Source organism: Phytobacter palmae, from assembly GCF_039409775.1.
GTDB lineage: Bacteria > Pseudomonadota > Gammaproteobacteria > Enterobacterales > Enterobacteriaceae > Phytobacter > Phytobacter palmae.
On sequence record NZ_JBCIVJ010000002.1, the window covers coordinates 284124 to 310290 of the forward strand.

Below are 26167 nucleotides of genomic sequence, written 5' to 3' on the forward strand. Positions count from 1 at the left end.
AGAACGTAACAAAGCCCTCCTGGACCCTACAAACAGGCGGCGCAAACCTCAACCATAGAGGCAACATTATGAAAAGCTCGACAAATGCAGCAAAACGCTGGCTTTACATCATGCCGATTGTTTTCATCACTTACAGTCTGGCCTACCTTGACCGGGCGAACTTTAGCTTCGCCTCCGCCGCCGGGATCAATGACGACTTAGGTATTACCAAAGGGGTCTCTTCCCTTCTCGGGGCGCTGTTCTTTCTGGGTTATTTCTTTTTCCAGATCCCCGGCGCGATTTATGCGGAGCGCCGCAGCGTTCGCAAACTGATTTTTGTCTGCCTGATTCTGTGGGGTGGCTGTGCGTCACTGACCGGGATGGTCACCAATATCCCCATGCTCGCCGCCATTCGCTTTATTCTCGGCGTGGTAGAAGCTGCGGTAATGCCCGCCATGCTGATCTATATCAGCAGTTGGTTTACCAAATCAGAACGTTCACGTGCCAACACTTTCCTGATCCTCGGTAACCCGGTCACCGTGTTGTGGATGTCTGTGGTCTCAGGTTATCTGATCCAGGCGCTCGGCTGGCGCGAGATGTTCATCATCGAAGGGGTTCCTGCCATTATCTGGGCCTTCGCCTGGTGGATGCTGGTCCGTGACAAACCTGCGCAGGTTGGCTGGCTGTCAGAGAGCGAAAAGTCTGCCCTGCAAACACAGCTTGACCAGGAACAGCAAGGTATCAAAGCGGTACGCAATTACGGCGAAGCCTTCCGCTCTCGTAACGTTATTCTGCTTTGCATGCAATATTTTGCCTGGAGTATTGGTGTTTACGGTTTTGTTCTGTGGCTGCCTTCCATCATCCGTAACGGCGGAGCCAACCTCGGAATGGTCGAAGTGGGCTGGCTCTCATCTGTTCCGTACCTCGCCGCGACCATTGCGATGATTCTGGCCTCCTGGGCGTCGGACAAGCTGCAAAATCGTAAGCTGTTTGTCTGGCCACTGTTGCTGATTGGCGGCTTTGCCTTTATCGGCTCATGGGCGGTCGGGGCAAACCACTTCTGGGCCTCTTACACCCTTCTGGTGATCGCAGGTGCAGCCATGTACGCCCCCTACGGCCCGTTCTTTGCCATCATTCCTGAGATGCTGCCGCGTAACGTTGCGGGCGGTGCCATGGCGCTTATCAATAGTATGGGTGCGCTCGGCTCTTTCTTTGGCTCCTGGTTCGTTGGTTACCTCAATGGCGCGACGGGCAGCCCGGCGGCATCGTACATTTTTATGGGGGTGGCACTTTTTGCATCTGTATGGCTTACTTTAATTGTTAAGCCTGCTAATGATAAAACAATTCCGACAGGCGCTCGTCACGCCTGAAATTCAACGAGGGAGAACTCATGAAGCCGTCCATCATCCTGTACAAAGCATTGCCTGATGATCTGAAACGTCGCCTGGAAGAGCATTTCACCGTCACGCAGGTGGCCAATCTGCGCCCTGAAACGGTGGAGCAACACGCCGACGCGTTCGCCAGTGCCGAAGGCCTGCTGGGTTCCAGTGAAAAGGTGGACGCCTCATTGCTGGCAAAGATGCCGAAACTGCGGGCCGCATCGACCATCTCCGTGGGTTACGACACCTTTGATGTGGACGCGCTGAATGCGAAAAATATTCTGCTGATGCACACCCCGACCGTGCTGACTGAAACCGTGGCCGATACCATCATGGCGCTGGTGCTGAGTTCCGCACGCCGGGTGGTGGAAGTGGCGGAACGCGTGAAGAAAGGCGAATGGACGAAGAGCATTGGCCCGGACTGGTTTGGCGTTGACGTACACCACAAAACGCTTGGCATCGTAGGGATGGGACGCATCGGCCTGGCGCTGGCGCAACGTGCCCATTTTGGTTTCGGTATGCCGATTCTCTATAACGCGCGCCGTCAACATCAGGAAGCAGAGAACCGTTTCCAGGCCCGCTATTGCGATCTGGATACACTGCTTAAAGAGTCTGACTATGTGGTTCTCGTCCTGCCTTATACCCAGGAAACGCACCATCTGATCAACGCAGAGAAGTTCGCCATCATGAAATCATCAGCGATTTTTGTGAACGCGGGTCGCGGTCCGGTTGTCGATGAAGAAGCCCTCATTGCGGCGCTGAAAAATGGCGAGATTCATGCAGCCGGTCTGGATGTGTTTGAGAAGGAACCTTTGCCGGTGGACTCCCCTCTGCTGACGTTACCCAACGTAGTCGCACTGCCGCACATCGGTTCTGCCACTCATGAAACACGCTACGGTATGGCCGCCTGCGCGGTGGATAACCTCATCGATGCGCTCAATGGCAACGTTGAGAAAAACTGTGTTAACCCGCAGGTGATGAAGTAAATTCTCCTCGGCAAAAACAAAAAAAGAGGCGATTACATCGCCTCTTTTTTTTATTCGAAATGCCACGCTTACTGCGTCGCATTCACCGTGGCAGTCCAGGCCTGTGTAAACGCCTGATGCTGAGAGGCCAGAGGCCCAATCAGCGCATTATACTGGCTGGCCTGCTGTGAGGTCGGGAACTGGATGCCATTAGCAACGAAGCTTACCTGCGTCCCCTGCTGAGCGATAAAGTCGCCCACCTGCACCAGCTGTTGCGTGAAGATCTGTGCCGCCGGGATCAACGGTTGCAATGCGTTAGCCGGAGCGGTAACCACTTTCGAGTATACCTGCTCGAAGACCGGTTTCAGGTCATCCGCCTGTTTCAGGCTGGCATGAGCTGTATCGGCCTGCACTTTCGCATTCTGCAATTGTTGACTCAGTACGCCAAGAGAACCATTTGCCTGACGCAGCGGCTCACGCTGGGTCATATAATCCTGCGGTACGCGAATCGCGTTCACGCTATCCACCACCGGACGCAGACCGGAATCCATCGCCTGATTCACCTGCTGGGAATACCCATACAGAATGGCGTAATCAGAGACGAACGGGCCAAATTGTTTTTTCTGGTCGGCCGTCAGCGCGGGAAGACGTTCACTGCTACGCATCGCCGTATTTTGCAGGAAATCGATAAATGCCTTGCGCTGATCGCCTTCTTTATCAAAACACCCACTCAGGCCAACTACCATTAACAACGCCGCAAGAGGCGCAAACCAGCGAGAGCAGGACTTACCTGTCGCCATTTTAATACTCCTTTCACCCAAAAATGCGCACAACGAAACACGCGTGCCTGACGGCTTACAAGGATAGTCCAGGTCGGCGTCTCAGGATACCCTTTTCCATGCTTTCTTATTAACGCCGGGGTGAACCTCACGCCGTTTCGTCATGCGATTTTTTGCTAACGATTTACAAAAAAATACGTATTTATTCCTGGGCTTGCGTAATCAAGCAATTAACGTTTAGCGAAACGTTTGAATATGCATTTCAAAGGTATGAAAAGCGCTTTTATCCACGATATATCCTTGTTGCGCCCCCACATCAGCGGTTTTACCGACTATTCTTAATAGTGCTGTATCACTATCCGCTGTGTGTTTTTAGAGGAGTTCTCAATGGAATATAAAGATCCGATGTTTGAGCTGCTGAGCAGTCTGGAACAGATTGTCTTTAAAAAAGATGTAGCGCAGGCGGTTACCCTGACCCAAAAGCCTAATTCTTTTAATGAGTTTGAACAATTACGCCGTGGCACTGGGTTAAAGATCGATGATTTTGCACGCGCAATGGGTGTTAGCGTAGCAATGGTTCATGAATGGGAATCAAAACGTGTTCGCCCTTCAGCGACCGAAATGAAACTGATGCGCCTGATCCATTCAAATCCGATGCTCAGTAAACAGTTAATGGAATAAACATAACTGTTAAAACCCCCGCAACGACGGGGGTCAATACCCTCTTACTTCCTTCCACAATGCCATTTTTCTCCTCGCGACTCTATCTGGTGGGTTAAATTTAACGCCCGCAGAAAAGCCTCATCATGTGAAACCACAACTATTGCGCCCGGAAAGGTCGACAGCGCCAGTTCAATCGCCTGCATCGAGGCCAAATCAAGGTGGTTCGTGGGTTCATCAAGTAAAAGCAATTGTGTCGCCTCACGGCGCCAGAGCACGCAGGCCAGCGCCGCTTTCAGGCGCTCTCCACCGCTTAATGCCGCCAGCGGCAATGTCACTTTATCTGCCCTCAGGTGCAGTTGTGCCAGACGAGTTCGCAGCACCCCCTCCTCCAGCGGCGTATCGCCGGCGTTAAGGTGTTCCAACACCGATAGGGAAAGATCCAACTGTGACAAATGCTGGTCGAGATACGCCGTAGCGACCGATACCTGACACGCGCCAGCCAGGGGTTTTTCTTCTCCGGACATTACGCGCAGCAGGGTCGATTTTCCACAACCGTTTGGCCCGCGCAGGGCTACACGCATCGGTCCGTCCATTCGCCAGTTGAGAGGAGACGGCACACCATAGGGTAAGATCAGGTTATCCATGACCAGCACCTGTTTCCCCTCGGCCACCTGGCTGCCCGGCAGGGTAAACATGACTGGCGCCTCTTCTTCAACTCGCTCCCGGGCCTGTGCCACTGCGGTATTCAGCGCCTCGTTCTGTTCGCGGTGCTGTCGACGCAACGTGCCTGTCCGCTCCTTCGCTGCCCCTTTGTATTTCACCCGCTCGAACGAGGCAATATTGAGCGTATCCACGGTACGCAAGGTCTGGGCTGAACGCCGCTGGCTGGCATCATGCTCCTTTTGCTGCCGACTACGCACCCGACGACGCTCGGTGGCCGCATGTTCCAGCGCCGCGTGGGCGGCCTGCTGCTCGGCTTCGCGTTGCCGCTGATAATCAGCATAATGACCGCCATAGCTGCGTAACCCGGCGGGGGATAATTCAACGATGCGCGGCATCAATGCCAGCAGTTCACGGTCGTGGCTTGCTACCAGCGTCCCACCCTGTCGAAGGGAAAGTCGCGCGTAAAGCCATTCACGCCCTTGCCTGTCAAGATGGTTGGTAGGTTCATCAAGCAGTAAGTAATTGGCGTCTGTCATCAACGCCGCGCACAGCAGTGCGCGTACACGCTCGCCGCCGCTCAGTTCTGCGGCGGGCCGCTCGGGGATAAATGGAAGCAGACCGGCATCCAGAAAAGCCGCTTTCAGGCGCTCTTCCAGATCCCAACAGCCCTCCATACGTTCAAGATCTTCTGGTAAGTAATCACCCGATTCGATACGTCGACGTGCAGCAAACACCGCGTCATAACCCAGTAATTCAGCCAGCGTTGTCGACGGGGAAATCACGTGTTGTTGGGCAACATAGGCCACAGAACCAAAACGTTCGATATGTCCGCAGGCAGGGTGATCCACCCCCGCCAGCAGGCGCAGTAAACGTGTTTTACCACAGCCGTTGCGCCCGACCAGACCGCACAACGCGGGTTCGAGCGAAAGAGAAATCGGGCCAAAAAGCGTCACGCCCGTCGCAAACTGACAGGTGACCTGATGCAAAATAAACAAGGGGGATTGGGCGCACTGAGCCATAAGCACTCCTGAGTGAAATCAAAACATCCCCTGCTCGCCATAAGCGCGATGCAAGGATTCGAAGTCAGCAGGTGTGTTTACCCATTTTCAGTGGGCCTCAGTGAGACGAGAAGTTCGTCGGAACAAAGGATAGCCGTACAGCAGGCAGGATTTCAAGATTAAATTTTCATCATCCTGTACGGGATGATGAGTCTCCGCAACCCGCCAGCGTTCAAATGCAAATAGCATTATCACCGACGCTAACCGATTCTTAAATTAATCCAGCGGACTAAATACCAGCATAAAAATATCCTTATCTGAATATGATTACTTGTTCTCTTATTATTAATTCAGGCATAAAAAAACCCGCCCGCAGGCAGGTTTTTATTTATCGACCACGCAATTACTGCAGCAGGGAAATATCCGCAACCTGCAGGAACAACTCGCGCAGTTTGGACAGCAGCGTCAGACGATTCAGACGAACGTCTTTATCTTCCGCATTCACCATCACGTTTTCGAAGAACTCATCTACCGGCTCACGCAGGGATGCCAGTTCAACCAGCGCTTCCTGGTAACGGCCTTCGGCAAAGTACGGCTGCAGCTTGTCGCGCAGAACGACCAGACTGCTCGTCAGTTTGATCTCTGCCGCTTCTTTCAGTACGGAAGCATGCACGATGTCGTTCAGCGTCTCGTCAGATTTCGCCAGAATATTAGACACACGCTTGTTGGCCGCAGCCAGCGCAGAGGCTTCTTCCAGCGTACGGAAGTGAGATACCGCTTTCATGCGCGCATCGAAATCCGCCGGACGAGTCGGACGACGTGCCAGCACGGCCTGGATGGTGTCAACGGTATAACCTTCGTCCTGATACCAGGCGCGGAAACGGCCCAGCATAAAGTCGATAACGTCATCCACTACTTTCGCGTTGGTCAGCTTGTCGCCATACAGACGCACCGCTTCCTCGGTCAGCGTTTGCAGATCGAGATTCAGGTTCTTCTCAACGATGATACGCAGCACGCCCAGCGCGGCACGACGCAACGCAAACGGGTCTTTATCGCCTTTTGGATGCTGACCGATACCGAAGATGCCCGCCAGGGTATCCATCTTGTCAGCAATCGCCAGCGCGCAGGCGACCGGGTTAGACGGCAGGTCATCGCCCGCAAAGCGCGGCTGATACTGCTCGTTCAGCGCCACGGCCACATCTTCCGCTTCGCCATCGTGACGCGCGTAGTGCATGCCCATCACGCCCTGAGTGTCGGTAAACTCGAAGACCATGTTGGTCATCAGGTCGCACTTGGACAGCAGGCCCGCGCGAGTGGCGTGATTCACATCAGCACCAATCTGCTCAGCAATCCAGCCCGCCAGCGCCTGAATACGATCGGTCTTGTCGCGCAGCGTACCCAGCTGTTGCTGGAACAGAACGGTTTGCAAACGCGGCAGGTTGTCTTCCAGACGTTTTTTACGGTCAGTGTTGAAGAAGAACTCGGCATCCGCCAGACGCGGACGCACTACCTTCTCGTTACCGGAGATAATCTGGGTCGGATCTTTCGATTCGATGTTGGCCACGAAGATAAAGTTTGGCAGCAGCTTGCCCGCATTGTCATAAACCGGGAAATATTTCTGGTCGCCCTTCATGGTGTACACCAGCGCTTCTGCCGGAACGGCCAGGAATTTCTCTTCGAACTTCGCGGTCAGCACAACCGGCCATTCCACCAGCGAGGTCACTTCTTCCAGCAGACTGTCGCTCAGATCAGCTTTGCCACCAATCTTACGCGCCGCTTCTTCGGCATCGGCTTTGATTTTGGCTTTACGGGCTTCGTAATCCGCCACCACTTTGCCGCGCTCCAGCAGGAGTTGTGGATACTGATCGGCATTGTCGATAGTGAACTCCGGCTCGCCCATAAAACGATGGCCGCGAATCACGCGATCGGACGGGATACCCAGGATGGTGGCCGGAATAACTTTGTCACCCAACAGCAAAGTCACGGTGTGCACCGGACGCACGAAATGCACGTCAGACGCCCCCCAACGCATCAGTTTAGGAATCGGCAGTTTCGCCAGCGAGGTGGCGATCATGTCTGGCAGCAGCGCCTCGACGCTCTCACCCTTCACATGCGCGCGATAAAGCAGCCATTCACCTTTGTCAGTGGTCAGACGTTCGGCCTGGTCAACGGTGATACCGCAGCCGCGCGCCCAGCCTTCAGCAGCCTTGCTTGGATTGCCTTGCGCGTCAAACGCCTGGGCAATTGCCGGGCCACGTTTTTCGACTTCACGGTCTGGCTGAGACGCCGCCAGATTCGCCACTTTCAGCGCCAGACGGCGCGGCGCGGCAAACCATTCGATTTTACCGTGCGCCAGGCCAGCGTTATCCAGCTCAGCGGTCACGTTCGCAGCAAAAGATTCAGCCAGGCTGCGCAGGGCTTTTGGTGGCAGCTCTTCGGTGCCAATTTCCACCAGGAAAGTTTTCTCAGACATGGCCGCCTCTTATTTATTCTTGTTGCACATCGGGAAGCCCAGGGCTTCACGGGAAGCGTAATAGGCCTCTGCTACCGCTTTGGTCAGCGTGCGAATGCGCAAAATGTAGCGCTGACGCTCGGTGACGGAGATAGCCTTACGCGCATCCAACAGGTTGAAGCTATGAGCGGCTTTCAGAATACGTTCATACGCAGGCAGCGGCAGCGGGTTTTCCAGCGCCAGCAACTGCTGGGCTTCTTTTTCGTACTGCTCGAAGCAGGAGAACAGGAAGTCGACGTCTGCGTACTCGAAATTGTACGTGGACTGTTCCACTTCGTTCTGATGGAACACGTCGCCGTAAGTGGTTTTACCCAGCGGGCCGTCGCTCCAGACCAGGTCGTAAACGCTGTCTACGCCCTGAATGTACATGGCCAGACGTTCTAAGCCGTAAGTAATCTCACCGGTAACCGGCTTACACTCCAGACCACCGACCTGCTGGAAGTAGGTGAACTGCGTCACTTCCATGCCATTTAGCCACACTTCCCAACCCAGACCCCAGGCACCCAGCGTCGGGTTTTCCCAGTTGTCTTCCACGAAACGGATATCGTGGATGGTCGGATCCATACCCAGCTCTTTCAGAGACCCGAGGTACAGCTCCTGGATGTTGTCCGGAGACGGTTTAATCACGACCTGGAACTGATAGTAGTGCTGTAAACGGTTCGGGTTTTCGCCATAGCGGCCATCGGTTGGACGACGGGAAGGCTGCACGTAGGCAGTCGCCATCGGTTCTGGCCCCAATGCACGCAGGCAGGTCATTGGGTGAGATGTGCCGGCGCCAACTTCCATGTCCAGAGGTTGAACAATGGTGCAGCCCTGACGAGCCCAGTAATCCTGTAAGGTCAGGATCAGGCCCTGGAAGGTCCTGGTATCAAACTTTTGCATATGATTTCGTGCTGGATACGTGTGGATTTAAAGGAAGGGGCCAGTATACCCGCTGACCGGAAGATATACAGTATGAAACGGGTCTGTTTATGGAAAATTGAAGAACTAGCGCATCGAGAGATGCAAAAACTGGCCATCCGGGTCAAAAGAGCAGACAAAACCCTCCTTCCGGGGGGTAACACCACGCATTTCATAGCTACTCTGGAACTGTTCGAAGCTGGTCACTGCGATCTCTTGCGACTGGGTATTGTAGCGGTGCGCCGCAGATTGCTTGCAGAGCTGTTCCATTTCCAGGGAGTGCGCCGGGCTCACTTTTGCTTTTTGCGCGCGTTGGGCGGGCATTTCTTGCGGCGCGCTGCATCCGGCCACCAGCAGAAACAACAAGGCTGACGCCATACTTTTGATCATCATTTTTTTACCGCCAGGCTAAGCTGCTGTTATTTTTAGAAGGTGGGCGTGATAAGCAACGAATTTTGCAAATCTGCCGTAACATCACAAGTATGAGCAGGCAAACTCGGATTTATCCAGAAAGAAAGTGCGTTAAATCGTAAGTCAGAGGGTATTTAACGGGAAAATTGAGGAACAGATGTCGTCGAAAATTTACTGGATTGATAATCTGCGAGGGATCGCCTGTTTGATGGTGGTGATGATCCATACCACCACCTGGTACGTGACTAACGCAGCCAGCGTGAGTACCGTCGACTGGGGTGTCGCCAACCTCCTCAATTCCGCTTCTCGCGTCAGCGTACCGCTCTTTTTTATGATTTCGGGCTATCTCTTTTTTGGCGAACGCAGCGCCCAACCGCGCCATTTCTTGCGCATCGGTTTATGCCTGCTGTTCTACAGTACGCTCGCTTTTCTCTATATTGTCTTTTTTACCTCGATTAATGGCGAGCTATCACTGCGAAACCTGCTACAAAAACCGGTGTTTTATCATCTGTGGTTTTTCTTTGCGATTATCGTTATTTATCTCGTCTCGCCACTTATCCAGGTAAAAGCGGTGAGCGGGAAGATGCTGCTGGCGCTGATGGTCGTCATTGGCATTCTTGCTAATCCCAATATGGTGACGCAAAAAATCGGTCATTTCGAATGGTTACCCGTCAATCTGTATATCAATGGCGACACGTTCTATTACGTGTTGTATGGCATGCTCGGCCGGGCATTAGGGATGATGGATACGCAGAAAAAATCGCTTACCGTGTTAAGCGCGATCGTTTTTGTCGTCGCCGCGTTTGCCATTTCTCGCGGTACCCTGCATGAGTTGAAATGGCGTGGAAATTTCGCCGACACCTGGTATGTATATTGCGGGCCGCTGGTGTTTATCTGCGCCATGTCGCTGTTCACTCTCGTCAAAAACACCCTTACCGCGCGGGCGCTGCCGGGGCTGGCGATCATCTCCCGCCACTCGCTGGGAATCTATGGTTTTCATGCCCTGATCATTCATGCGCTACGCACCCGCGGCGTCGAAATCCAGGCCTGGCCAGTGCTCGATATCCTGTGGGTTTTTACCGCAACGCTGATTATCAGTCTGGGATTGTCGATGCTGTTACAGCGTATTGATACGCGGCGCTATGTGAGTTAAAGCAAGCAGCCCGGCCAGTAGCGCCGGGCAATGAGTTATTCCGGGATCTCAGGAGGCAGGACTTCCGGCTCAGTTTTATCCCAGCCATCGCGGACATTTTTTTGCACGGCGACAATGCCAAACAGGCTAAGAAAAAAGGCGAGACCGTAAAACCCTTTTTCACTGAGCAGCAGTGTCGCATTCCACAGTCCGACTAGCAGCAAGCCGATGGAAATAATGAATGTCATCAGGCACATAAAATAATAAATCTGCGTAGTGGGAATGCCTTCATAGCGGTCTCTTACCGTTTTTTGATAAGAGGCGGCGGCAAAAAGGCCCAGAAGCAGCACCGCGAAGTAGTAACCCCGCTCGTTCAGTTGCATTTCGGCATTCCACAGGCCTACCAGATAGGAAGCCACGCCCGCCATCAGGGCAACCCACGACACGATATTGAACGCGGGAGAAACAGGTACTCTATTTTTTTCCATCAATTATACCCTCCGTTTTTTGGTAACCCATAGTAAAGGCACGGGGGCAAAGCGGGAGAGAGAGGACCGTCTTTCGGAAAACGCCAAGAGTGACCTTACGCGGCAGCGCGCTGACGCGCCCGGTGCAACTGGCGGGGTGAGGAAAATCCGGCTGCCATCGCGGCCTGCTCCATCCCCCGCCCCTGTAACAGCCACTGTTCGGCCACCGCCAGACGCAGTTGTTCCAGATAATCGCGCACACTAATGCCCAGATGTTGCTGAAACAGACGTGTTAAATGCCGTGGGCTCACGTGCGCCTGCTCAGCAATATCCACCAGTTGCCAGGGTTTTTGCGGCTCGGCGGTAAGAACATCTTGTGCGCGGTGCACTGCCGGGTGAAGGTGGTTGCGATAGCGCAGCCACGGTGAGAGCTGCGGATCATCGCCGGAACGACGGAACCAGACCACCATCTCGCGAGCCACCGCCAGCGCCGTTTCCGGCCCACAAAGCCGATGAATAATGTGCAGCGTAAGATCAATACCGGAGGTGATACCCGCACTGGTCCAGATCCCCCGGTCTTCAATGAAAATCCGGTTCTCTTTGACCAGTGCGGCAGGTGCCGCCGCTTTCAGACGAGCAATCACATCATGGTGCGTGGTGCACTGAATCCCCGTCATCAGCCCTGCTTTTGCCGCCAGTAGCGAACCGGAACAGACACACATCAGCAGCACCTTCTGGCTGTGGATCAACGGTTGCATACGCATCAGCCAGTGGCGGACAGTCTCAGCCTGGGGCGTGGCAAAATAGTGTGCGGACTGATGAACGCCGGGCAATACCAGCAGACTGCCTTCCGGCAGGCTGTCCGGCAACGGCGCAATATTGCCCATCGTCAGGCCGATAGAGGTCGACACCTCAGCGTCCGGTCCAATGTAATGCAGGCGAAAGGCCTCACCCGCCAGAGAAAAGGTTTCTGCCGGGCCGGTCATATCCAGCGCCAGCACGCCCGGTAACATTACGAACCAGACATCGGTGGTCATAGAGATTCCAGTGTTTCACTGACAGTTTTCACGGTGGCGAAACGGCCTTCGAGCACCATTTCCGTACGATGACGCAACGCGTCGCAGTCCAGCGTAATACCTTTATGCGTCATCGGGAAGGTTAACGTCGCCTCACTGACAAAGGTCACTCTGTAGCCAAGATCAGACGCTACGCGGGCGGTGGTTTCACAGCACTGTTCGGTGCGCATTCCGCAGATAATCACATGATTAATATCTCGTTCACGCAGCCAGTGGTCCAGCCCGGTATCGGTAAAGGCATTATGCACGTGCTTATGGAAGGCTACCGCAGGCTGATGTTGCAAAAAGCCCATTGGCGCGACATAACCACTTGCCAGCGCAAACGGGCCGCCATCAGCGACGTGAAAAATGTCCACTACCGGGACATCCCGAGCAACACAACCGGCAATCAGGTTCAACATGGCGTCGCGAAAAGCGGGGAAATCGTCCTCCTGCCAGCTGTCGCGATGCAGGAAAGAGTTCTGAGTATCAATATTGATAAGGGCGGTACGTGACATTTTGGGACTCCTTGCGCAGTGGGTGTATGGCTATTCTGGCAAGGAGCGAGCAAGGTGCTAAGACCAAAAAGGGACATCATCAGGGTGATTACAGACGAACGTCCTCCCCGCAAAGGCGAGGAGGACACGGACATTACGACATCAGCGGCAAAAGCTGCTGATAAATACGACGGAAGGTTTCACGACGCGGTTGATACAACGCATGGCGTGCGGCATCCGGCAGATGCTGCTGTTCAATCGGTAGCTGTGGCAACAGGCTGGTCGCCGGGACATTCGGGTTGGCAGCAATTTGCGCCAGACGAGCCGCACCTAAAGCCGGGCCGACATCTCCCCCCGTGCGGTAATCAAGCTGTTGTCCGCTGATGTCCGCCAGCATTTGTCGCCAGTAACTGCTGCGCGCTCCACCGCCAATAAGCGTGATGCTTTGCGGTTTCACGCCGCAGGCGTGCACCACATCCATCCCGTCGGCGAGCGCATAGCCCACCCCTTCAAGCACGGATTTTGCCAGTTCATTGGGGCCGTGCTGATGGGTCAGACCGAAGAATACCCCTTTAGCTTCCGGGTTGTTATGCGGCGTACGCTCACCGGAAAGATAGGGTAAGAACCAGAGATCGCCCGCGCTGTCATCCGCCTGTTCCGCCGCGGCAATCAGTGCCTGAACAGAACTCAAATTAGTCAACTTAGCGGCCCAGTCCAGACAAGAAGCGGCGCTCAGCATGACCGACATAAGATGCCAGCGTCCCGGTAATGCATGGCAGAAGCTGTGTACCGCGCTTTCGGGATTGCTAAGAAAACCTTCGCTGACCGCAAAATAGACGCCGGACGTTCCCAGGGAAAGCATTGCCTGCCCGGCATCCGCCATGCCAACGCCGACGGCACCCGCCGCGTTATCGCCACCGCCCGCGACGACGGCAACCTGCCCCATCCCCCAGCGCTCCGCCACCTCTGGCAGTAAGGTTCCTGTGATATCGCTGCCTTCGAACAAGGCAGGCATATGATCGCGGGTCAGAGCGCAGGCAGCGAGCATCTCATCGCTCCAGTTGCGTTTGGCCACATCCAGCCACATCGTACCTGCGGAGTCCGACATATCGCTGGCGTACTGTCCGGTCATGTGCCAGCGCAGATAGTCTTTCGGCAGCAGGACCTTCGCCACGCGCGCAAACACGTCAGGTTCGTGACGCTTCACCCATAATAATTTTGGCGCGGTGAACCCCGGCATCATCAGGTTGCCGGTTATCGCCCGCGAGTTTTTTACCTGCGCTTCCAGCAATGCGCACTCTTCGGCGCAGCGTCCGTCATTCCAGAGAATAGCCGGACGAAGCACCTGATTTTCGCTATCGAGCAGCGTGGCGCCGTGCATCTGCCCGGCCAGGCCAATGGCCTTCACCTGCTGCAATGAATGCTGTTCGCCGAGGGCGCGAATCGCCCGATCCGTGGCCTGCCACCAGTGCAGCGGGTCCTGCTCCGACCACAAAGGGCGCGGGCGCGACACCGTTAACTTTTCCGTTTGTGAGGCCAGTACGGTGCCCTGCTCACTGAGCAAAATTGCTTTTACCCCTGATGTGCCAAGATCAATCCCGATATACATAGATGGCTCCTTAAAAAACCCAGCCCGGTAACGCTATGCGTACCGGGCCTGGTCGGTGTGCAGGCCCGAATGCAGGCCAGCGCCGGTTACTTGTCGAACAGATAATGGTTAACCAGATTTTCCAGCAGTTCCTGATGCCCGCTCTGATGGCGTGGCGCCAGGTTTTGCTGTTCAGCGTACTTCGCCAGTTCAGCAAGCGTTAGCTGACCCTGCAGAATTTGCTGGCCAAGTTCACCATTCCAGCCGGCATAGCGTTTCGCGACGCGTTTATCCAGCTCACCGTCTTCACTCATCCGCGCGGCCACTTTCAGCGCCAGCGCCATGGTGTCCATTGCGCCAATATGACCATAGAACAGATCGTATTTGTCGGTGCTCTGACGACGCACTTTGGCGTCAAAGTTCAGACCGCCGGTAGTAAAGCCGCCCGCTTTGATGATTTCATACATCACCAGCGCGTTCTCTTCCACGCTGTTCGGGAACTGGTCAGTATCCCAGCCCAACTGCGCGTCGCCACGGTTTGCATCGACCGAACCGAAGATGCCCAGCGCGATAGCAGAGGCAATTTCATGGTGGAAAGAGTGGCCTGCCAGCGTGGCGTGGTTCGCCTCGATATTCACTTTAATCTCTTTTTCCAGGCCGAACTGTTTGAGGAAGCCGTACACCGTTGCCACATCGTAATCATATTGATGTTTAGTCGGTTCCTGCGGTTTTGGCTCAATCAGCAGCGTACCGCGGAAGCCGATCTTATGTTTATGTTCGACAACCATCTGCATGAAGCGGCCAATCTGCTCGCGCTCCTGGCGCAAATCGGTATTGAGCAGGGTTTCATAGCCTTCACGGCCACCCCACAACACGTAGTTTTCGCCGCCCAACTTGTGAGTTGCGTTCATAGCGGTCACCACCTGGGTGGCAGCCCAGCTAAACACCTCTGGATCCGGGTTAGTGGCAGCACCAGCGCCATAGCGCGGGTTAGTAAAGCAGTTGGCCGTACCCCACAGCAGTTTCACGCCGCTCTGCTGCTGTTTTTGCGCCAGCACATCTACCATGTGAGCAAAGTTATTCAGGTACTCTTTCAGCGAAGCACCTTCCGGCGAGACATCGACATCATGGAAGCAGTAATACGGCACATTCAATTTGTGGAAGAACTCAAACGCCACGTCCGCTTTGCGCTCAGCCAGCGCCAGTGCGTCGCCCGGCTGTTGCCACGGTCTGTCGAATGAGCCCACACCAAACATATCCGCACCGTTCCAGCAGAATGTATGCCAGTAACAGGCGGCAAAGCGCAGGTGATCTTCCATTCGCTTACCCAGCACTAACTCGTCCGGGTTGTAATGACGAAACGCTAAAGGGTTGGTTGTTTTCGGGCCTTCATAACGGACACGTTCGAGCTGGTCGAAATAAGCATGCATAATGAGCTCCATAATCAGGTGGCGGCAAAGATTCATTTTCCAGGTAATACTGGATTCTCTCCTCGCCTTGCTCAATTACGTTATTTCACACTGATATTAAGAGAATACGCAAATGTGCGCCATCTCGCAAAATAAGCCACAGGCAGGCATTTTTCTTAATTTTTGCTACCTGCAAAACCGTTTCCGCTTATTTTAAAATCAGATCGCGGTCAAACTTCCACAAATAAACCAAAAAACATAACGCCGGGATAAAAACCAGCAATTGCCAGCCATCGTTTACGCGTTAAAAATTTGCAACGATCATCGCAGTGCATGTTTCTTTTATCTCGCTTCGTCACCCTACAAAAAGGTATTACTATTATGAAGATAAAGAACCTTTGCCTTACTTTGTGTGCTTCTTTGCTGCTCGCCAGCATGGCCGGTCACGCAAAAGAAGTAAAAATCGGTATGGCGATTGATGACTTACGCCTCGAACGTTGGCAGAAAGACCGTGATATTTTTGTAAAAAAAGCCGAATCACTGGGTGCTACAGTTTTTGTCCAGTCAGCTAACGGTAATGAAGAAACCCAGATGTCGCAAATTGAAAATATGATCAACCGCGGCGTCGATGTTCTGGTTATTATTCCCTACAACGGTCAGGTATTAAGTAATGTTGTAAAAGAGGCCAAACAAGAAGGGATTAAAGTGTTGGCATATGATCGTATGATCAATAATGCCGACATTGATTTTTATATTTCCTTCGATAATGAAAAGGTTGGTGAATTACAGGCTCAAAGTCTGGTCAGCAAAGTGCCCCAGGGCAATTACTTTTTAATGGGCGGCTCGCCCGTTGATAATAATGCCAAGTTGTTCCGCGCAGGCCAAATGAAAGTATTAAAACCGTACATTGATAGCGGCAAAATTAAAATTGTCGGCGATCAGTGGGTCGACGGCTGGCTGCCTGAAAATGCGCTGAAAATCATGGAAAACGCGCTCACGGCGAACAACAACAAAATCGACGCTGTCGTGGCGTCTAACGATGCTACCGCAGGCGGCGCAATTCAGGCACTGAGCGCCCAGGGCCTGGCTGGCAAAGTCGTCATTTCAGGCCAGGACGCCGACCTCGCCGGGATTAAACGCCTGATCAACGGCAGCCAGACCATGACGGTCTATAAACCCATCACTCAACTGGCTAACACTGCCGCAGAAATCGCCGTTGAGCTTGGTAATGGCAAACAACCGAAAGCGGACTCCTCCCTCAACAACGGTCTGAAAGACGTACCCGCTCGTCTTCTGACGCCGATTGAAGTCACCAAAGACAACATCGACGCCACGGTCATCAAAGACGGGTTCCATCAGAAAGATCAGCTCTAAGCCTCGCGGCGTGCCTCCCGACAGGAGACACGCCGGAACATGTCTTCAGGCACTGTGAATACCTCGAATTACGTGGAGCAGTTATGCCTTATTTACTTGAAATGAAGAACATCACCAAGGCCTTTGGCGCGGTCAAGGCCGTCGATAATGTCAGTCTGCGGCTCAATGCAGGCGAAGTATTATCTCTTTGCGGTGAAAACGGCTCCGGCAAATCCACGCTGATGAAAGTACTGTGCGGCATTTATCCCTGGGGCACCTATGACGGCGAAATTATCTTTGCTGGCGAAACCCTGCAGGCCGGCCATATCCGTGATACCGAGCGTAAAGGTATTGCGATAATTCATCAGGAACTGGCGCTGGTTAAGCATCTGACCGTACTGGAAAACATCTTTCTCGGTACCGAAATAACCCATCATGGCGTGATGGATTACGACACCATGACGCTACGCTGTGAAAAGCTGCTTGCCCAGGTCAGTCTGACGATTTCTCCCAATACCCGGGTCGGCGATCTCGGGCTTGGTCAACAGCAACTGGTGGAAATCGCCAAGGCGCTGAATAAACAGGTCCGTCTGCTCATTCTTGATGAACCGACCGCCTCACTCACCGAGCAGGAAACGGCCGTCTTGCTCGATATTATTCGCGATCTGCAAAACCACGGTATCGCCTGTATTTATATCTCGCACAAACTCAACGAGGTGAAAGCCATCTCTGACATCATCTGCGTGATCCGCGATGGTCAGCATATTGGCACACGCGATGCCACAGGGATGAGCGAGGACGACATCATCACTATGATGGTGGGCCGCGAGCTCACCGCACTCTACCCCAACGAACCGCACACCACTGGCGATGAGATCTTACGTGTCGAGCATTTAACCGCCTGGCATCCGGTCAACAAACACATCAAGCGGGTCAATGACGTCTCCTTCTCCCTTAAACGTGGCGAAATTTTAGGTATTGCCGGGCTGGTGGGGGCCGGGCGAACCGAGGCGGTGCAGTGCCTGTTTGGCGTCTGGCCGGGGCGCTGGGAAGGCAACATCTTCCTTGATGGTAAACAGGTGCACATCCATAACTGCCAGCAGGCGATTGCCAGTGGTATCGCGATGGTGCCAGAAGACCGCAAAAAAGATGGCATCGTTCCTGTAATGGCCGTCGGCAAAAACATCACCCTCGCGGCGCTGGATCAGTTTTCCGGAACGCTGAGCAGTCTGGACGATGCAGCAGAGCAGCACTGCATTTTGCAGTCGCTGCAGCGTCTGAAAGTGAAAACCTCCTCCCCCGACCTGGCGATTGGCCGCCTGAGCGGTGGGAATCAGCAAAAAGCCATTCTTGCCCGCTGCCTGCTGCTCAACCCGCGCATTCTGATCCTCGACGAACCTACGCGTGGGATTGATATCGGCGCGAAGTACGAAATTTATAAATTAATCAATCAACTGGTACAGCAGGGGATTGCCGTTATTGTCATCTCTTCCGAATTGCCCGAAGTGCTGGGGCTCAGCGATCGGGTACTGGTGATGCATGAAGGCAAGCTAAAAGCCGACCTAATTAATCATCAACTGACCCAGGAGCAGGTCATGGAAGCGGCGCTGAGGAGCGAACATCATGTCGAAAAGCAACCCGTCTGAAATGAAACTATCCGCCCCGATACCGGGTGCCTTCGCAGGGTTGAAATCCCTGAATTTACAGGTCTTTGTTATGATTGCGGCCATCGCCGTGATTATGATGTTCTTTACGTGGATGACCGACGGCGCTTACCTGAGCGCGCGTAATGTCTCAAACCTGCTGCGCCAGACAGCCATCACCGGCATCCTGGCGGTGGGCATGGTGTTTGTCATTATTTCGGCGGAAATCGACCTCTCCGTAGGTTCGATGATGGGCCTGCTGGGCGGCGCGGCGGCTATTTTCGACGTCTGGCTGGGCTGGCCTTTACCGCTGACCATTGTGGTCACGCTGGTGCTGGGTTTACTGTTGGGCGCCTGGAATGGCTGGTGGGTCGCCTACCGTAAGGTGCCGTCGTTTATCGTCACCCTTGCGGGGATGCTGGCGTTTCGCGGCGTGTTGATTGGCATCACTAACGGCACGACCGTATCTCCCACCAGCGCTGCCATGTCGCAAATCGGGCAAAGCTATCTGCCTGATGGCGTAGGTTTCGGCGTAGGCGCGCTGGGGCTTGTTGCCTTCATTCTGTGGCAATGGCGTGGACGGCTGCGCCGCCAGGCGATGGGGCTGAACACCACCGCATCCACCTCCGTCGTAGGACGCCAGTCGCTCATCGCCGTGCTGGTGCTCGGTGCCATTTGGCTGCTCAATGATTATCGCGGTGTCCCGACGCCGGTATTGCTGCTCGTCTTCCTGCTTCTGGCGGGGATGTTTATGGCCACGCGCACCGCGTTTGGTCGTCGCATCTATGCTATCGGTGGTAACCTGGAGGCCGCACGCCTCTCCGGCATCAACGTGGAACGCACCAAGCTCGCGGTTTTCGCCATCAATGGCCTGATGGTAGCGATTGCCGGGCTGATTCTGAGCTCACGTCTGGGGGCAGGTTCACCCTCGGCGGGTAATATTGCCGAACTGGACGCCATCGCCGCCTGCGTTATTGGCGGCACCAGTCTCGCAGGCGGGATTGGTAGCGTGGCGGGCGCGGTGATGGGTGCATTTATCATGGCGTCACTGGATAACGGTATGAGCATGATGGATGTGCCCACGTTCTGGCAGTACATCGTTAAAGGGGCCATTTTGCTGTTGGCGGTGTGGATGGATTCCGCCACCAAACGTCGGGCTTGAAACCAGGAGCGATCACACTGCCGGAAGATTTTTCTCCGGCAGTGTGCCGAATATGATAATCAGAACTAATGATTAACCAACGACGGAACCGATATGTTCGAGAAACGCCACCGCATTACGTTGTTATTCAATGCCAACAAAGCCTATGACCGCCAGGTGGTTGAAGGAGTTGGCGAATATTTGCAGGCGTCACAATCTGAGTGGGATATTTTCATCGAAGAAGATTTCCGCACCCGCATCGAAAACATCAAAGAGTGGCTCGGCGATGGCGTCATCGCTGACTATGACGATCCTGAAATTGAGCGCCTGCTGGTCGATGTCGACGTGCCGATTGTCGGCGTCGGCGGCTCGTATCACGCGCCGGAAAATTACCCGCCGGTGCACTACATCGCTACCGATAACTTTGCCCTGGTCGAACAGGCCTTTCTGCATCTCAAAGAGAAAGGGGTGCACCGCTTTGCCTTTTATGGACTGCCCACCTCCAGCGGTAAACGTTGGGCCGTTGAGCGGGAGCATGCGTTTTGTCAGCTGGTCGCTCAGGAGAAATACCGCGGCGTGGTCTATCAGGGACTTACCACCGCGCCTGAGAACTGGCAGCACGCGCAAAACCGGCTGGCGGACTGGCTACAAACGCTGCCACCGCAGACGGGCATAATTGCCGTTACCGACGCCCGCGCCCGCCATGTGCTCCAGGTGTGTGACCATCTGCATATTCCGGTACCAGAGAAACTCTGCGTGATTGGTATCGACAACGAAGAGCTGACCCGCTACCTGTCACGCGTGGCGCTCTCGTCGGTTGCCCAGGGAACCCGACAGATGGGCTATCAGGCGGCGAAACTGCTGCATCGCCTGTTAGACAACGAGCCGATGCCGCTACAGCGCCTGCTGGTTCCGCCGGTACGCGTGGTGGCTAGACGCTCAACGGATTACCGCTCTCTGAATGACCCGGCGGTTATTCAGGCGATGCACTACATACGCAATCACGCCTGTAAGGGGATCAAGGTCGAGCAAGTGCTGGATGCCGTCGGGATTTCACGTTCGAATCTCGAAAAACGCTTTAAAGAGGAAGTGGGCGAAACCATCCATGCGGTGATCCACGCGGAAAAGCTGGAAAAAGCACGCAGTCTGCTGGTTTCCACCTCCCTTTCCATCAACGAAATTTCGCAGATGTGTGGCTATCCATCCCTGCAATACTTCTATTCAGTGTTTCGCAAAGAGTACGACAGCACGCCGAAGGATTACCGTAAACGCTACGGTGAGGCACTGATTTAACGGGGTATGCAGGAAAGAAAAACGCCTTCCGACGGGAAGGCGTTTATGCAATTACATATGCGAGGCGATGAGCTGCTGGTTGTCCTGATACATGGCAAACAGATAGTTGTTGTAACTTTTGCCTTTGGTGGAGTAACCCTTCAGCTTGTGGATCATGTTGCTGGCTGTCACTTCCTGGTCCGCTTTACGCAACTGCGCACGGGACTTACGGAAAGATGCATAAGCCGGGTGAGTGTTCAGATTCACCACATAGGCATCCACAGACTCTTTCACCGATTCAAAGTGCGAATAACCTTTCACTTTACCTGGGCCGTTTTTACAACTGCCTTTCCCGCACTTCATACCGAAGAGGTTGTTGTTGGTACGCGCCAGTTTTGAAGTACCCCAGCCGCTTTCTGCCGCTGCCATGGTTGCGACCATGCTGTCCGGGATAATATCCACGCGCTCCATCAACGCATTCCACGGAATACGGCGGGTATTGCCAGACCAGCTCACTTTGTAGCGTTTGGCAATATCCTTTAAACGTGCACGATCGGCCGTCGACCATTGTTGGCTATATTGACGTGCCATCAGCCAGTTACGGTCAGCGGTAATCGCTGCATTTTGACTGGTAATGTAAGGCATGACCGTCCGGAGAAACGCTTTCTTTCTTGGTGCTCCGGAAGGGTATTTTCGCAAGTCAGGAAGTGAACTGCTATTTACACTATTGCGAGAATACTCTTGTTTACTGATTGCCTGTTTTTTACCGGTCGTCTTTAAGACTGGGGCTTTGTGACTCGCTGTTTTGCTGTGCGTCTGCGCAAGCACCTCACCTGAAAATGCGACGGTGAGTAACATGAGTATCGTAGCCCCTATTCGTCGTAAGGGAGTCGATATCATTAAGTCTCCTGGTCGGATATAAACATTCCAACACCTTATTTTTTACACAATTTTGAGAGCTGAATCTCAAATCATATCAAAAATAGCGCTTCAGGGCACGTACAGAAATAATCCAATTCCGAAAGCCTGTCATCTCAAACCTGCTACGTAACGAAAGCAACAGCATAGATTTGTGGCGGTTATCGCAAATTCTGCGCAAAATTTGCGCACGATCACTCACCCGGCGATCTCCGCCCTGGCAATTACGCTCACGGGATGAGTTGCCCGCGCTGTGCTAATGACACAATGGTAAAAACGGATGCGACGGGAAGGATCAGATGAATTACAGTGCCCTTTTTCTCCTGCTTATACCGGCCTTCGCCAGCGCCAACTGGTCGGCTCCCGGTCTTTCTGCCTTTTCCGATGATGGCACCGGAGTCTGGCGCAGCGACAGCACATTACAGAAAGGTTCATACCCGCTGACGCTGCACCTTGATCAGCAATGCTGGCAGCCTGCCGCCGATATCAAACTCAACCAGATGCTCTCCCTCAAACCCTGTACAGGTGATGCCCCCCAGTGGCGCGTTTTCCGTGAAGGGAATTATCAGATTCAACTCGATACCCGCTCCGGCACGCCAACACTGATGCTGTCAGTGAAAAGCGAAGCCGCCGCCCAGGCCGTCAATGTCGTGCGTCAGTGCCCCACCTGGGACGGTAAGCCCCTGACGCTGGATGTCAGCAAGACGTTCCCGGAAGGGAGCATGGTGCGCGATTTCTACAGCCAGAAAACAGCGATGGTGCAAAACGGCAAGATAACGCTTCAACCGGCTGAAGGCAGCGGCGGCCTGTTGTTACTCGAACGGGCTGAAACCACCACTCCAGCCCCTTTTAGCTGGCAAAACGCGACGGTCTATTTCGTGCTTACTGACCGCTTCGTCAATGGCGATCCGTCGAATGACAACAGCTACGGACGCCATAAAGATGGAATGCAGGAGATTGGCACGTTTCACGGCGGCGATCTGAAAGGGCTCACCAGCAAACTGGACTACCTGCACCAGCTTGGCGTCAACGCACTGTGGATTAGCTCACCGCTCGAACAGATCCACGGCTGGGTGGGAGGTGGAACAAAAGGCGATTTTCCGCATTACGCCTACCATGGTTACTACACGCAGGACTGGACCCGCCTTGACGCTAATATGGGCAGCGAGGCAGATTTGCGTACTCTGGTAGATGAAGCCCATAAACGCGGTATCCGCATCCTCTTTGATGTGGTCATGAACCATACGGGCTATGCGACGCTGGCAGATATGCAGGAATATCAATTCGGCGCGTTGTACGTTCAGGGCGAAGAGCGCAAAAAAGTACTCGGCGAGCACTGGACAGACTGGCGGCCAGGACCAGGGCAAAGCTGGCACAGCTTTAACGACTTTATTAATTTCAGCGACAAAGCCGCCTGGGAGAACTGGTGGGGCAAAAAGTGGATCCGTACCGACATTGGCGACTACGACAACCCCGGCTTCGATGACCTGACCATGTCGCTGGCCTTCCTGCCGGATTTAAAAACCGAATCCACCACGCCGTCAGGATTACCTAACTTCTATCGCCATAAACCTGATACCGCCGCACGTGAAATCCCCGGTTACACGCCGCGGGATTACCTGACCCACTGGCTAAGTCAGTGGGTGCGTGATTACGGCATCGATGGTTTCAGGGTCGATACCGCTAAACATGTCGAACTTGCCGCCTGGCAGCAGCTGAAAACCCAGGCCACCGACGCGCTGGCTGAATGGAAAAAAGCGAACCCGCAGAAAAAACTCGACGATGCGCCGTTCTGGATGACCGGAGAATCCTGGGGGCACGGCGTCATGCGCAGCGATTATTACAACCATGGCTTTGATGCGATGATCAATTTTGATTATCAGGAACAGGCCGCAGGCGCGGTGAAATGTCTGGCGAATATGGATCTCGTCTGGCAGCAGATGGCGGAGAAGCTACAGGGGTTCAACGCGCTGAGCTACCTCTCATCTCATGACACCCGCCTGTTTCGCGAGGGTGGCCAGGAAGCGGCAGAGTTGCTGATGCTGGCGCCAGGGGCGGTACAGATTTTTTATGGCGATGAAACCAGCCGACCTTTTGGGCCGACCGGCTCTGACCCGCTACAGGGAACGCGTTCGGACATGAACTGGCAGGATATCAACGGCAAGGCGGCGCCAACCCTGCAACACTGGCAAACGCTGGGGCAATTCCGTGCCCGTCACCCGGCCCTGGGTGCGGGTAAGCAAACAACGCTTAGCCTGCCGCAAGGATACGGCTTCGTTCGCGAGCATAACGGCGACAAGGTGATGGTGGTGTGGGCGGGGAATCGCTGAGCATACCCTATAACGTAACCCGGATAAGGCGTTACGCCGCATCCGGGTCATTCCCCGATGGCGCTGCGCTTACCGGGCGACAAACTTATATATCCTGCAATATAAAAACCCACCAAATCATAAATTCACAAAATAAAACTTTACCGCACCCCATCTCATCCGATTTGCACAGCAGGGTATGTAGCGCTATGGTTAGCCATTTTTAAAATCGGCCCGACAGAACATCAGCTATGACATTTTCACTTTTCGGCGATAAATTTACCCGTCACGCAGGTATCACCCGCCTGATGGAAGACCTTAACGACGGCCTGCGCACACCCGGCGCCATCATGCTCGGCGGCGGTAATCCGGCGCAAATTCCGGCGATGACCGACTACTTCCATAACCTGCTGGCAGAAATGGTCGAAAACGGCAAAGCGACTGATGCGCTGTGTAACTACGATGGCCCGCAAGGGAAGACTGAGCTGCTGACGGCGCTGGCAAACATGCTGCGCGATGAGCTGGGCTGGGACATTGAGCCACAAAATATTGCACTGACAAACGGTAGCCAAAGCGCGTTTTTCTACTTATTCAATCTGTTTGCTGGCCGCCGTGCCGACGGAACGACCAGTAAGGTACTGTTTCCATTGGCTCCTGAGTATATCGGCTATGCCGATTCCGGGCTGGAAGAAGATCTGTTTGTCTCCGCGCGCCCGAACATTGAACTGCTGCCGGACGGCCAGTTCAAATACCATGTCGATTTCGAACACCTGCATATCGGTGAAGAGACCGGAATGATCTGCGTATCGCGTCCCACCAACCCAACCGGGAACGTCATTACCGATGAAGAACTGATCAAACTGGATGCTCTGGCCAATCAGCACGGCATTCCGCTGGTTATCGATAATGCCTATGGCGTCCCCTTCCCGGGCATCATTTTTAGCGAAGCGCGGCCTTTATGGAATCCGAATATTATCCTCTGCATGAGCCTCTCGAAGCTCGGTCTGCCGGGAAGCCGCTGCGGTATTATCATCGCCAACGACAAAGTGATATCCGCCATCCGTAATATGAACGGCATCATCAGTCTCGCGCCTGGCGGTATTGGCCCGGCGATGATGTGTGAAATGATTAAGCGCAACGATCTGCTGCGCCTGTCGGAAACCGTAATAAAGCCGTTTTACTACCAGCGCGTGCAGGAAACGATCGCGATTATTCGCCGCTACCTGCCGGAAGAGCGCTGCCTGATTCATAAGCCCGAAGGGGCGATATTCCTCTGGCTGTGGTTTAAAGACCTGCCGATCACCACCGAACTGCTGTATCAACGGCTGAAAAAGCGCGGCGTGTTAATGGTTCCCGGCGACTATTTCTTCCCGGGACTTGATAAGCCATGGCCGCATACGCATCAGTGTATGCGCATGAACTATGTGCCGGACCCGGAAAAAATCGAAGCCGGGGTGAAAATCCTTGCTGAGGAAATCGAAAACGCCTGGCGTGACCACGCGTAACAGGCAATGCGGCCCTCCTGATGAGGGCCTCATCATGGCTAATCTCTTAACCAGAAACGTCAATGCGTTACGCTAAATAACTGTTGAGGCGGTTTTGTCGCAACCTGATGGGATCAATGCAGGCTAATGCGCTGGTCGGGCAGGCTTCCACGCAGGCAGGACCGGCTTCGCGGTGCAGACACAAATCGCATTTTTGTGCCTCTACCCGCTCATTTTCCATTGTTACCTGCATGGCGCCGAACGGGCAGGCCAGCATGCAACTCTTACAGCCGATACATAAAGCCTGTTCCACATACACAGCACCATTGACCCGGCTGATGGCCCCGGACGGGCAAACATTAGCGCAAGGCGCGTCTTCGCAGTGACGACAGGTGACCGCCGTGGAAAAAGAGCCCGTTTTTATCACGCGAATACGTGCGCTGAAGGTTTTCGGGGAGATAGCTGCGCAGTCCTGATCCTGCTGGTGTGAGACCACACAGGCGACCTCGCAGGTACGACAGCCGATACATTTGGTCGAATCCGCAAGGATAAAACGGTTCATTCTCCACACCCCTGATACAGAAAAATTCCGTTCAGAGTGCCAGAGAACGAACCGTCTTCGCTTTGATCCCGATGGGGAAAGCGGATAA

22 protein-coding genes are annotated in these 26167 nt (G+C 54.1%); 10 read left to right on the plus strand and 12 right to left on the minus strand.

Annotated features, from left to right (window positions below; translation table 11 throughout):
- The first annotated feature begins 68 nt into the window (after positions 1 to 68).
- Together AAIG39_RS03975 and ghrB are read left to right on the plus strand one after the other, a co-directional pair.
- On the plus strand, positions 69 to 1349 hold the full coding sequence (locus tag AAIG39_RS03975; RefSeq protein WP_090083711.1) for an MFS transporter: 1281 nt from the start codon (positions 69 to 71) through the stop codon (positions 1347 to 1349).
- A 20-nt stretch (positions 1350 to 1369) separates the two neighbouring features.
- Positions 1370 to 2344, plus strand: coding sequence for a glyoxylate/hydroxypyruvate reductase GhrB (gene ghrB / locus AAIG39_RS03980; RefSeq protein ID WP_343193241.1), 975 nt, complete (start codon positions 1370 to 1372; stop codon positions 2342 to 2344).
- A 68-nt stretch (positions 2345 to 2412) separates the two neighbouring features.
- Here the strand turns inward: ghrB and AAIG39_RS03985 are convergent, their stop codons facing one another.
- Positions 2413 to 3123, minus strand: a complete 711-nt coding sequence (locus AAIG39_RS03985) for a DUF3053 domain-containing protein (RefSeq protein ID WP_249569507.1) — start codon at positions 3121 to 3123, stop codon at positions 2413 to 2415.
- Between the two features lie 366 nt (positions 3124 to 3489).
- Here AAIG39_RS03985 and AAIG39_RS03990 point away from each other — a divergent pair, with 366 nt between their 5' ends.
- Complete coding sequence (locus tag AAIG39_RS03990) at positions 3490 to 3783, plus strand: HTH-type transcriptional regulator (RefSeq protein ID WP_090083706.1); 294 nt, start codon at positions 3490 to 3492, stop codon at positions 3781 to 3783.
- 44 nt (positions 3784 to 3827) lie between these two features.
- Here the strand turns inward: AAIG39_RS03990 and AAIG39_RS03995 are convergent, their stop codons facing one another.
- The 4 genes from AAIG39_RS03995 to AAIG39_RS04010 all read right to left on the minus strand — a co-directional run bounded on the left by AAIG39_RS03995 (position 3828) and on the right by AAIG39_RS04010 (position 9231).
- Positions 3828 to 5447: an ABC-F family ATP-binding cassette domain-containing protein gene (locus AAIG39_RS03995; protein ID WP_343193242.1), complete on the minus strand. Its 1620-nt coding sequence runs from the start codon at positions 5445 to 5447 to the stop codon at positions 3828 to 3830.
- Between the two features lie 382 nt (positions 5448 to 5829).
- Positions 5830 to 7899: a glycine--tRNA ligase subunit beta gene (glyS, locus tag AAIG39_RS04000; protein ID WP_343193243.1), complete on the minus strand. Its 2070-nt coding sequence runs from the start codon at positions 7897 to 7899 to the stop codon at positions 5830 to 5832.
- Positions 7900 to 7908: 9 nt separating this feature from the next.
- Positions 7909 to 8820, minus strand: a complete 912-nt coding sequence (gene glyQ, locus AAIG39_RS04005; protein WP_004126458.1) for a glycine--tRNA ligase subunit alpha — start codon at positions 8818 to 8820, stop codon at positions 7909 to 7911.
- 105 nt (positions 8821 to 8925) lie between these two features.
- Positions 8926 to 9231 (minus strand): YsaB family lipoprotein, encoded by a 306-nt coding sequence (locus AAIG39_RS04010; RefSeq protein WP_249569511.1) that lies wholly within the window; start codon positions 9229 to 9231, stop codon positions 8926 to 8928.
- Positions 9232 to 9406: 175 nt separating this feature from the next.
- On the opposite strand from AAIG39_RS04010, the gene AAIG39_RS04015 reads away from it, so the two are divergent.
- Positions 9407 to 10402, plus strand: a complete 996-nt coding sequence (locus AAIG39_RS04015; protein WP_343193244.1) for an acyltransferase — start codon at positions 9407 to 9409, stop codon at positions 10400 to 10402.
- Positions 10403 to 10437: 35 nt separating this feature from the next.
- Here AAIG39_RS04015 and yiaA read toward each other — a convergent pair whose 3' ends face one another.
- The 5 genes from yiaA to xylA form a co-directional block, all read right to left on the minus strand.
- Positions 10438 to 10869 (minus strand): inner membrane protein YiaA, encoded by a 432-nt coding sequence (gene yiaA / locus AAIG39_RS04020; RefSeq protein ID WP_090083698.1) that lies wholly within the window; start codon positions 10867 to 10869, stop codon positions 10438 to 10440.
- 95 nt (positions 10870 to 10964) lie between these two features.
- Positions 10965 to 11885, minus strand: a complete 921-nt coding sequence (locus AAIG39_RS04025; RefSeq protein ID WP_343193245.1) for a GlxA family transcriptional regulator — start codon at positions 11883 to 11885, stop codon at positions 10965 to 10967.
- Positions 11882 to 12421 carry a cysteine hydrolase family protein gene (locus AAIG39_RS04030; protein ID WP_090083695.1) on the minus strand — a complete coding sequence of 180 codons (540 nt, stop codon included), beginning with the start codon at positions 12419 to 12421 and terminating at the stop codon, positions 11882 to 11884. The genes AAIG39_RS04025 and AAIG39_RS04030 overlap by 4 nt, the downstream gene beginning before the upstream one ends.
- Before the next feature lie 133 nt (positions 12422 to 12554).
- Positions 12555 to 14009, minus strand: a complete 1455-nt coding sequence (gene xylB / locus AAIG39_RS04035) for a xylulokinase (RefSeq protein ID WP_343193246.1) — start codon at positions 14007 to 14009, stop codon at positions 12555 to 12557.
- A gap of 86 nt (positions 14010 to 14095) precedes the next feature.
- Positions 14096 to 15418: a xylose isomerase gene (gene xylA / locus AAIG39_RS04040; protein ID WP_090084082.1), complete on the minus strand. Its 1323-nt coding sequence runs from the start codon at positions 15416 to 15418 to the stop codon at positions 14096 to 14098.
- Between the two features lie 360 nt (positions 15419 to 15778).
- Here xylA and xylF point away from each other — a divergent pair, with 360 nt between their 5' ends.
- From xylF to xylR, 4 genes are all read left to right on the plus strand, one after another.
- On the plus strand, positions 15779 to 16771 hold the full coding sequence (xylF, locus tag AAIG39_RS04045) for a D-xylose ABC transporter substrate-binding protein (RefSeq protein WP_090083691.1): 993 nt from the start codon (positions 15779 to 15781) through the stop codon (positions 16769 to 16771).
- Between the two features lie 83 nt (positions 16772 to 16854).
- Positions 16855 to 18396, plus strand: coding sequence for a xylose ABC transporter ATP-binding protein (locus tag AAIG39_RS04050; protein WP_090083689.1), 1542 nt, complete (start codon positions 16855 to 16857; stop codon positions 18394 to 18396).
- Positions 18374 to 19555, plus strand: coding sequence for a xylose ABC transporter permease XylH (gene xylH, locus AAIG39_RS04055; protein ID WP_090083687.1), 1182 nt, complete (start codon positions 18374 to 18376; stop codon positions 19553 to 19555). Before AAIG39_RS04050 ends, xylH begins: the two co-directional genes overlap by 23 nt.
- A 93-nt stretch (positions 19556 to 19648) precedes the next feature.
- Positions 19649 to 20827 carry a D-xylose utilization transcriptional activator XylR gene (gene xylR / locus AAIG39_RS04060; protein WP_343193247.1) on the plus strand — a complete coding sequence of 393 codons (1179 nt, stop codon included), beginning with the start codon at positions 19649 to 19651 and terminating at the stop codon, positions 20825 to 20827.
- Positions 20828 to 20878: 51 nt separating this feature from the next.
- Here xylR and AAIG39_RS04065 read toward each other — a convergent pair whose 3' ends face one another.
- Positions 20879 to 21706, minus strand: coding sequence for a protein bax (locus tag AAIG39_RS04065; protein ID WP_090083683.1), 828 nt, complete (start codon positions 21704 to 21706; stop codon positions 20879 to 20881).
- A gap of 317 nt (positions 21707 to 22023) precedes the next feature.
- Here AAIG39_RS04065 and AAIG39_RS04070 point away from each other — a divergent pair, with 317 nt between their 5' ends.
- Together AAIG39_RS04070 and avtA are read left to right on the plus strand one after the other, a co-directional pair.
- Positions 22024 to 24054 carry an alpha-amylase gene (locus AAIG39_RS04070; protein ID WP_090083680.1) on the plus strand — a complete coding sequence of 677 codons (2031 nt, stop codon included), beginning with the start codon at positions 22024 to 22026 and terminating at the stop codon, positions 24052 to 24054.
- Positions 24055 to 24284: 230 nt separating this feature from the next.
- The gene (gene avtA, locus AAIG39_RS04075) at positions 24285 to 25538 is read left to right on the plus strand and encodes a valine--pyruvate transaminase (RefSeq protein WP_090083677.1); all 1254 of its coding nucleotides are present in this window, start codon (positions 24285 to 24287) and stop codon (positions 25536 to 25538) included.
- Positions 25539 to 25605: 67 nt separating this feature from the next.
- Here the strand turns inward: avtA and AAIG39_RS04080 are convergent, their stop codons facing one another.
- A complete protein-coding gene (locus tag AAIG39_RS04080; RefSeq protein WP_090083674.1) occupies positions 25606 to 26079 on the minus strand; it encodes a 4Fe-4S dicluster domain-containing protein in 474 nt (157 codons plus the stop codon).
- Positions 26080 to 26167: the final 88 nt, after the last annotated feature.

Excerpts from the sequence above, each read along its gene's own strand:
- AAIG39_RS03975 (WP_090083711.1), top strand. The coding sequence starts at position 69 with ATGAAAAGCTCGACAAATGCAGCAAAACGCTGGCTTTACATCATGCCG.
- ghrB (WP_343193241.1), top strand. The coding sequence starts at position 1,370 with ATGAAGCCGTCCATCATCCTGTACAAAGCATTGCCTGATGATCTGAAA.
- AAIG39_RS03985 (WP_249569507.1), bottom strand. The coding sequence starts at position 3,123 with ATGGCGACAGGTAAGTCCTGCTCTCGCTGGTTTGCGCCTCTTGCGGCG.
- AAIG39_RS03990 (WP_090083706.1), top strand. The coding sequence starts at position 3,490 with ATGGAATATAAAGATCCGATGTTTGAGCTGCTGAGCAGTCTGGAACAG.
- AAIG39_RS03995 (WP_343193242.1), bottom strand. The coding sequence starts at position 5,447 with ATGGCTCAGTGCGCCCAATCCCCCTTGTTTATTTTGCATCAGGTCACC.
- glyS (WP_343193243.1), bottom strand. The coding sequence starts at position 7,899 with ATGTCTGAGAAAACTTTCCTGGTGGAAATTGGCACCGAAGAGCTGCCA.
- glyQ (WP_004126458.1), bottom strand. The coding sequence starts at position 8,820 with ATGCAAAAGTTTGATACCAGGACCTTCCAGGGCCTGATCCTGACCTTA.
- AAIG39_RS04010 (WP_249569511.1), bottom strand. The coding sequence starts at position 9,231 with ATGATGATCAAAAGTATGGCGTCAGCCTTGTTGTTTCTGCTGGTGGCC.
- AAIG39_RS04015 (WP_343193244.1), top strand. The coding sequence starts at position 9,407 with ATGTCGTCGAAAATTTACTGGATTGATAATCTGCGAGGGATCGCCTGT.
- yiaA (WP_090083698.1), bottom strand. The coding sequence starts at position 10,869 with ATGGAAAAAAATAGAGTACCTGTTTCTCCCGCGTTCAATATCGTGTCG.
- AAIG39_RS04025 (WP_343193245.1), bottom strand. The coding sequence starts at position 11,885 with ATGACCACCGATGTCTGGTTCGTAATGTTACCGGGCGTGCTGGCGCTG.
- AAIG39_RS04030 (WP_090083695.1), bottom strand. The coding sequence starts at position 12,421 with ATGTCACGTACCGCCCTTATCAATATTGATACTCAGAACTCTTTCCTG.
- xylB (WP_343193246.1), bottom strand. The coding sequence starts at position 14,009 with ATGTATATCGGGATTGATCTTGGCACATCAGGGGTAAAAGCAATTTTG.
- xylA (WP_090084082.1), bottom strand. The coding sequence starts at position 15,418 with ATGCATGCTTATTTCGACCAGCTCGAACGTGTCCGTTATGAAGGCCCG.
- xylF (WP_090083691.1), top strand. The coding sequence starts at position 15,779 with ATGAAGATAAAGAACCTTTGCCTTACTTTGTGTGCTTCTTTGCTGCTC.
- AAIG39_RS04050 (WP_090083689.1), top strand. The coding sequence starts at position 16,855 with ATGCCTTATTTACTTGAAATGAAGAACATCACCAAGGCCTTTGGCGCG.
- xylH (WP_090083687.1), top strand. The coding sequence starts at position 18,374 with ATGTCGAAAAGCAACCCGTCTGAAATGAAACTATCCGCCCCGATACCG.
- xylR (WP_343193247.1), top strand. The coding sequence starts at position 19,649 with ATGTTCGAGAAACGCCACCGCATTACGTTGTTATTCAATGCCAACAAA.
- AAIG39_RS04065 (WP_090083683.1), bottom strand. The coding sequence starts at position 21,706 with ATGATATCGACTCCCTTACGACGAATAGGGGCTACGATACTCATGTTA.
- AAIG39_RS04070 (WP_090083680.1), top strand. The coding sequence starts at position 22,024 with ATGAATTACAGTGCCCTTTTTCTCCTGCTTATACCGGCCTTCGCCAGC.
- avtA (WP_090083677.1), top strand. The coding sequence starts at position 24,285 with ATGACATTTTCACTTTTCGGCGATAAATTTACCCGTCACGCAGGTATC.
- AAIG39_RS04080 (WP_090083674.1), bottom strand. The coding sequence starts at position 26,079 with ATGAACCGTTTTATCCTTGCGGATTCGACCAAATGTATCGGCTGTCGT.